Below are 6,335 nucleotides of genomic sequence, written 5' to 3' on the forward strand. Positions count from 1 at the left end.
AGAAGGTTTATAAGGTTGGCAGAATCACTATTGGGCAATAGGACCATTAATCAACTTGCATTTGTTGTTAAAGATATTGAAGCTGCTAATCTAGCTTTCACAAGACTGCTAGGCATTAAGAAGGCAGAACCATTTCTAACTGGTGACAGTTCTGTTTCGAAAGTGACTTTTAGAGGTGTACCAACGGAATCAAAATCTAAACTTGCTTTTCTGAATACACCAACCGTACAAATTGAACTAATAGAACCAGATAATAATCCAGGAACGATGCGTGAGTTCCTGGATGAAGTAGGTGAAGGGATCCACCATATTGCTTTTGATGTAGATTCTATCCAAAAGAGACTGCCAATCATGGAGAAAAGTGCATACCCAGCTTTGCAAACGGGTGAATTCACTTCAAGTGACGGCCGGTATGTATATGTGGATACACTAGATGATCACAAAACGTTAGTTGAGCTGCTTGAAAGTGAAGAGCCAAGAAAAACGGCATGGGAAAGACCAGAAGATGAAAGAGTTCAGCCGTTATTAGGGACTAACAAAGTGGAACAGCTTGCGTTAGTTGTAAAAGACCTGGATGCGGCTGCAGATGCATATTGTAAGTTGTTGGGTATTGAAAAACCTCCCATCATTCATTCTGGGTCAACCGAAATTACAAATGTGATTTACAAAGGGAAGCCCACTGAAGGAGAATCTAGATACATGTTCATCGATACCCCGTTAATTCAGGTTGAATTAATCGAGCCGGGCGAATCACCTAGCATATGGAAAGATCATCTTGAAACAAATGGTGAGGGAGTTCACCATATCTCTTTTGTCGTTAAAGATATGGAAGGTAAAATGAAGATGTTGGAGGAAATGGGCTATCCGGTCATACAGACAGGTAACTTTTTTAACGGAAAAGGGCGATATGCCTATATGGATACAATATCGACCTTTAAAGTGATTATTGAATTACTAGAACGTTTTGATGGGTAACCATGTTTCAATCCAAGAATATCAAAATGCTTATTCTTTTCAAGGAATCAAGCTGGTAAAAAACAATAGTAGGCGGAGGGAGTAGGGGATATCCGAAAAAAACAGGCTTTAGTATAGCTCTAATATACTTTATAAATCCAGATGAATAATATCGTCGAACAAGATCATCGATTTATTAATTAGCGAGTTCGTTCTAAGTTAGGCTAAAAATATTTCGAACAGCCCAACAATTAATCTGTGGAGTAGGTGATGCATATGCTGAAAAAAGGGCCACTTCAACAAATGGTGAAGTCTGCCTAAAGTGAGAGAGTAAAAACATCATAATTCATAGTGGAAATAGATGTTGAGGTTATATGTTTCTAACAAATCATATTTGCAACAGAAACCGATAAGATGTATATCGCTGTATTCCTTGGCGGATGTCTCGTTTTTTAAAAATAAAATAAATAGACGGGTTGCCCCGTCTACCCTAGTACCTTATGAAACTGACGATTTATCCAGTTTCTTTTCACCAGTCGTTAACTCAGGATTATTCTCTTCCTCTTTATCTTTTTCATCAGATACTAATCCATTGGTCGCACTTTTGAATTCAGTTAAAGTACGTCCAAAAGCCCGGCCGATTTCCGGCAGCTTTTTTGGTCCAAAAACAATCAAGGCAATGACAAATACTAATATTAAACCTGGAATTCCGATATTTGAAAACATTAATAATCAGCCTCCTGAAATTGGAATTCTTTACAGAGTAACACAAAGGCATCGTTTCGCCAGGGTGAAGTGCCATCCGCCACTCGGGTGCTGGACTGCAATGAATTACGCCTCTTCATTAGGGGGGAAATGGTGGTGTAGGCAAATTATGACGCCCCCATGTTTTTGAACCTTTAGAGAACACTCTTTAAATGATGGTCGTACATGTGACCTTATTTCAAGAAATCACCTAAAAAACATGAACAAGAGAATAGAAGTCTCCTGCAATGTCTTCTTCCTTGATATCTACTAATCCTTTAATTGATTGTTCACTTAAAGAACAACCTACTCCCGACATTAGAAAGCTTTTTAGGTCAAATACTCCAAGGTTCATTTATTTAGTTCTCCCTTAAAATTTAACGAAAAATGCAGTAAAGTACATGATTAACAGTCCAATCGTGAATCCAGAAAGGTTTAACCATGAGACAGATGGTTCTCTATGTGTTCTATGATCGTCAATGAGCATTTTCGTTATTACATAAATTACTTGAAGAATTGCCCCTGCACCAATACCCAGGAAGAAAGCTCCCCAAATTGGCGAGATGATGAACGCCCCAACCCAAGTACCTAAAATGGCGGGTGCACCTGCGATACCTCCCAGTAATAAAAAGTCTTTCAATCTAGGTGTGGTCTTTAATAAAGGAGCAGCGATTCCAATACCTTCCGTAATGTTGTGAAGGGTAAATCCGATAATTAAAAAGGTTCCTAAAGCGGCTTCACCAAGAGAAAAAGAAGAACCAATTGCCAAGCCTTCCCCAAAGTTATGAAGTCCTATTCCGGTAGCCATCAACAAAGCCATACCAAAAGGTGAATACCCTTTCTTTTCTTGCTTTCTTTGTTGATACTGATCAAAGCCGATTAAAAATAAGAAGGTTAAGGAAGCTCCAATAATGACAATCATATTGCCCTGAAAGACAGAAGGAGCTTCTGCACCAATCTCAAATCCATCAGCTAGCGTCCCAACAAATAAAAATAAAAGCAGCCCAACGGTAAGGGCAAGAATCGAATTAATCCACTTTCGTGAGAAACGTTTCATAAATGGATACCACAACAAACCCAATGTAATCGGCACTATTCCAACATAAAAGCCTATTAAGCCGTAGTTCAAAAAGTTGCTTCGGTTGGTTTCTGGAGTAAGCGTGGTGGCTGCAAGTGCACCTTTCGTGATAATCCCATTTTCTGTGATTAATTTAATGGTATGTGGATCACCTTCCACCCATGGGTAAGCGATGTTTACCTTTCCTTCCTCAAATCGTTCAAGTTTAGCTTGAGGGGAGACACTGTAATTCCACACCGAATCATTGACCATAACTTGGGAAATCGTTAATGGTGTGGGTCCCGTATTACTAACAGATAATTCGAAACCGGTATTAGTTACCTTGATGCGTTCAATGTTCAACACTTCTATTGGTGCTACAGGATCTTTTTCTACACCTGCTCCATTCTTTAGCACAAATCCCAGCACACCTATTAATATTATTAACGGTATTAAACCAGTAATTATTCCTTTCCCCTTCATATTAATATCTCCCCCTTCTTTACTCGACCTCAAAAAATCCCATCCAGCCTAACTCAGCAAATTCACTAACATGGGCATGAAACATATATGTTCCCGCGTAAGGAAAACGAACCTCAATTATTCCACGCTCTCCCTGACATTGCATGATGGTATCTGTAAACTGGGAGGGGTTATCGTTTCTACCGGTTGGATAGTACGTAAAATAATTCGCATGCAAGTGAAACGAATTTAATAAGTCGAATTCTGTTAAATTACTTAGATAGATCCGAACGAGTTGGTCTTTTTTAATTTTAATAGGGTGATTCATAAATGCGAAGGCATAGCCATTCACTGTGTAAAATTCGTTTTCGCCATCTAAATCCAAATCAAATCCATTCATAACCATGTTTAACTCGAATGCCGGCTCTCTTGGCTTCTTTGGATCAATAATAAAATTACCGTATAGACCTTTATGGATATGGCGGGCTAGGGGGAGTACATGGCAATGGTAAATTTGTAATCCGTATGGTTTCGCTTCAAATTCGTATGTGAATTTTTGTCCAGGAAAAATGGAAGTTAAACCGTCCATCTCTGGAGGATGGATACCGTGAAAATGAATAGAGTGGGGATGGCTGCCCTTATTAATAAAGTGAAACCGCAAAAGGTCCCCTTCGGTACAACGAAAAGTTGGTCCTGGAATAGTCCCGTTATAAGTCCAGCCAGGAAATTTAATTCCTTTGGCAATTTCAATTTCTTTATCAATAGCCACGACCTCGTATTCCCGGAGTGTTTGCCCGTTTGGCAGCTTGGTAACTTTTCCATAATCAAACTCAGTAAGGAGCCGTTCTGCCATTTTATAACCTGTCGTKTTTGTTTTATMAATCATGTTTGCATGATTGGAATGGTGGCTAGTTTTGTGAGACGAATCATTTGCTGCCTTAGCTACAGTTGGAAATTGTGCCATTTTATTAAAGTAATACGTTCCAGCTACCCCAAACGCTCCTGCAGTCCCCATCTTTAATATATCTCTGCGGGATACCTTGTTTTCTTCAGACATCACTTGACCACCTCTCAAAAAGTTTCTTTAAGGAAACTTTTTTTGTATTAGCTATAATTTAAAGCGGAGACAAGGTTCATGTCAACATATTTTTGCAAAATGCTTCGTATGCAAAGACACGCAAGTACAAATCTGTGAGAGGTGCATGAATAATTCATGATTCAACTTTAATTATTAGTTTTTTGTTCAATTTGAGTACAGCTTGACTATATTTTCTAGAAGAGGATGATATTTTTGGTAATGTTAAAGTACACTTCGTTGAAAGAGAAGATTTGGAGTATTTATCGTTCATTTTGAGGAATGGTATGGTGACGGCCAAAAATTTGTCAAGCATGAACGCATTGCACTTAAAGTAGGGGTTTATCTTGGAACGATTAAGGCAAGGAAATTAACGAATGTCAATGTGACCGTTCCAAATAAGGCAACGATCTACACCATGCAGCATGATCTTCTTATTACCGACTTGATACATGAACTACAATCGGAAAAGCAGGCCGTTGCCTTTATATCGAACAGAGAGGGAAATTTGCTTTTCTATGTTAGGAGAAGGAGATAATCAAAGTAAATTGAAGGCCTACAATGATAATCGAGACCGAATACCAGATGCTGTTTTCTTTTTAAAGGAACTGATGGGAACGTCTACCACTTGGGTTGTACTGGAATTGAATAAGAAAGATCGTAAGCGCTATGATAGATTAAGATGTTTGATGATATGCTTTCCAGTGGACGACGGGACCATCAGCTTTACTCCTACGATCAGGTGATCTATTTTGCGAATGACGTAAAAATTCATAATGCGATCAATCAGGCCAAACAGCGGTTGATTAATGCCAGAAAGATTACTGTGCGTAATATGGATATGCCAGAGTGAGTACCTTAAACCAAGATTCGGAATCTGAAATTCAAATGTTGAAAAAAGGTTGCGAGGTAATTTACTCCGAAAAGTTTACGGGGACAAAATTTGATCGCTTTGCACGTTCGGTAAAAATGCTATTCAAACAATTAGATGGTTTTCTCTAAAAAGGGGGTAAGGTTCATATACTAAAATGATAGTAGTGGAAAATACACCAATAGAAAAAAATTGATGTTTAATATCATGAGTTCATTTGCCGAATTTGAAAGAGATACGATTGTAGAACACACAAGAAGGAAAAGTGATTCCGAAATTAAATCCGGATTTTAAAGAAGGGCGACCAAAGAAATATAAAAAGCAGATTGCACATTCTCTTGATTTATTAAAAACGAAATCTTATAGACAAGTTGAATAAATGACAGAGATCAGTGTAAGTACCTTGCCGCGGGCGAAAAAACAACACGAAGAAAAAAAAGTAAAGGTATTAGTATTGTGATGCTTGATATGAAGATAATAAATAAAAGGAAGTGAAATCTATGTTTATGATATTTAGGGGTTGTCAGTCTATTAATATTCGTTATTTAATGCTTGATAAAAAAGTGGAAAATAATCTTTAATGATATAAACAGCCTTATATTCAMTCAATTTTCGTTTCTTCTTGATGAGGAGTAATTGGCGCATTTGAAGCATATTGTGGGAACAAAGAAGGATGCTAATTAATTGTCCATATAGATGACACTCTAATCTTTCCAGTTTTACGAATTACATTGCTTAATACGAAAAAATGATTTCCATGTTTTAAAGTTAAGTTCAATTTGCCAACATAATGAGTAAAAACGCCATCCTTTCCTATGGTTTTACAGAAAGAATAGCGTATTTTTTCATTTTAAGGAGGATTTTGTTTTATTAGCTTAATAGCATGGGGTTGCCACCTGGATTCCAAAAAGCCCTAAATTTATTTTTAAAAGTAAGTCGGGTCTTTTGAACCAGAAAAGTATATTTTTAGCTATAAAAACTACGACAAAATTTTCCCTTTTTGCCTACTTGCTAAATTCAGCAAGTAAAATATTTTTAAAAGGATTAGGACTGTTATCTCTACCCAAACTGTTCAAACTGACGACCAACGTATGCTTGCCTCCAAGTGTACCTCCAGCAATAGTAGAAAACCCTAGAATGCCACCTGTGTGTCCCCATATCGAGACACCGTT

The 6,335-nt window shown here is 37.7% G+C and carries 7 protein-coding genes and 2 pseudogenes; 3 read left to right on the forward strand and 6 right to left on the reverse strand.

Going from position 1 to position 6,335, the window contains the following annotated elements; genetic code table 11:
- Positions 1 to 15: 15 nt before the first annotated feature.
- Positions 16 to 975, forward strand: a complete 960-nt coding sequence (locus tag AC1DVK_RS18855) for a VOC family protein (protein ID WP_477627106.1) — start codon at positions 16 to 18, stop codon at positions 973 to 975.
- 477 nt (positions 976 to 1,452) lie between these two features.
- Here the strand turns inward: AC1DVK_RS18855 and AC1DVK_RS18860 are convergent, their stop codons facing one another.
- The 4 genes from AC1DVK_RS18860 to AC1DVK_RS18875 form a co-directional block, all read right to left on the reverse strand.
- Positions 1,453 to 1,680, reverse strand: a complete 228-nt coding sequence (locus AC1DVK_RS18860; protein ID WP_477627107.1) for a twin-arginine translocase TatA/TatE family subunit — start codon at positions 1,678 to 1,680, stop codon at positions 1,453 to 1,455.
- A 229-nt stretch (positions 1,681 to 1,909) separates the two neighbouring features.
- Positions 1,910 to 2,053 carry a hypothetical protein gene (locus AC1DVK_RS18865; RefSeq protein ID WP_410861598.1) on the reverse strand — a complete coding sequence of 48 codons (144 nt, stop codon included), beginning with the start codon at positions 2,051 to 2,053 and terminating at the stop codon, positions 1,910 to 1,912.
- A gap of 15 nt (positions 2,054 to 2,068) precedes the next feature.
- The gene (locus AC1DVK_RS18870; RefSeq protein WP_477627108.1) at positions 2,069 to 3,238 is read right to left on the reverse strand and encodes a ZIP family metal transporter; all 1,170 of its coding nucleotides are present in this window, start codon (positions 3,236 to 3,238) and stop codon (positions 2,069 to 2,071) included.
- A gap of 19 nt (positions 3,239 to 3,257) precedes the next feature.
- Entirely contained in the window at positions 3,258 to 4,274 is a 1,017-nt protein-coding gene (locus AC1DVK_RS18875) for a multicopper oxidase domain-containing protein (protein WP_477627109.1), read from the reverse strand.
- A gap of 470 nt (positions 4,275 to 4,744) precedes the next feature.
- Between AC1DVK_RS18875 and AC1DVK_RS18880 the strand changes: the two genes are divergently transcribed.
- Both AC1DVK_RS18880 and AC1DVK_RS18885 read left to right on the forward strand, forming a co-directional pair.
- Positions 4,745 to 5,038: a hypothetical protein gene (locus tag AC1DVK_RS18880; protein ID WP_477627110.1), complete on the forward strand. Its 294-nt coding sequence runs from the start codon at positions 4,745 to 4,747 to the stop codon at positions 5,036 to 5,038.
- Positions 5,039 to 5,370: 332 nt separating this feature from the next.
- Positions 5,371 to 5,457, forward strand: coding sequence for a hypothetical protein (locus AC1DVK_RS18885; protein WP_477627112.1), 87 nt, complete (start codon positions 5,371 to 5,373; stop codon positions 5,455 to 5,457).
- A gap of 249 nt (positions 5,458 to 5,706) precedes the next feature.
- On the opposite strand, the pseudogene AC1DVK_RS18890 reads toward AC1DVK_RS18885, so the two are convergent.
- Both AC1DVK_RS18890 and AC1DVK_RS18895 read right to left on the reverse strand, forming a co-directional pair.
- Positions 5,707 to 5,963, reverse strand: a pseudogene (locus tag AC1DVK_RS18890) (transposase); the annotation flags it as partial.
- 204 nt (positions 5,964 to 6,167) lie between these two features.
- Positions 6,168 to 6,335: pseudogene (locus AC1DVK_RS18895) on the reverse strand (serine hydrolase domain-containing protein); the annotation flags it as partial.

Source organism: Peribacillus sp. P4_B1, assembly GCF_056402395.1.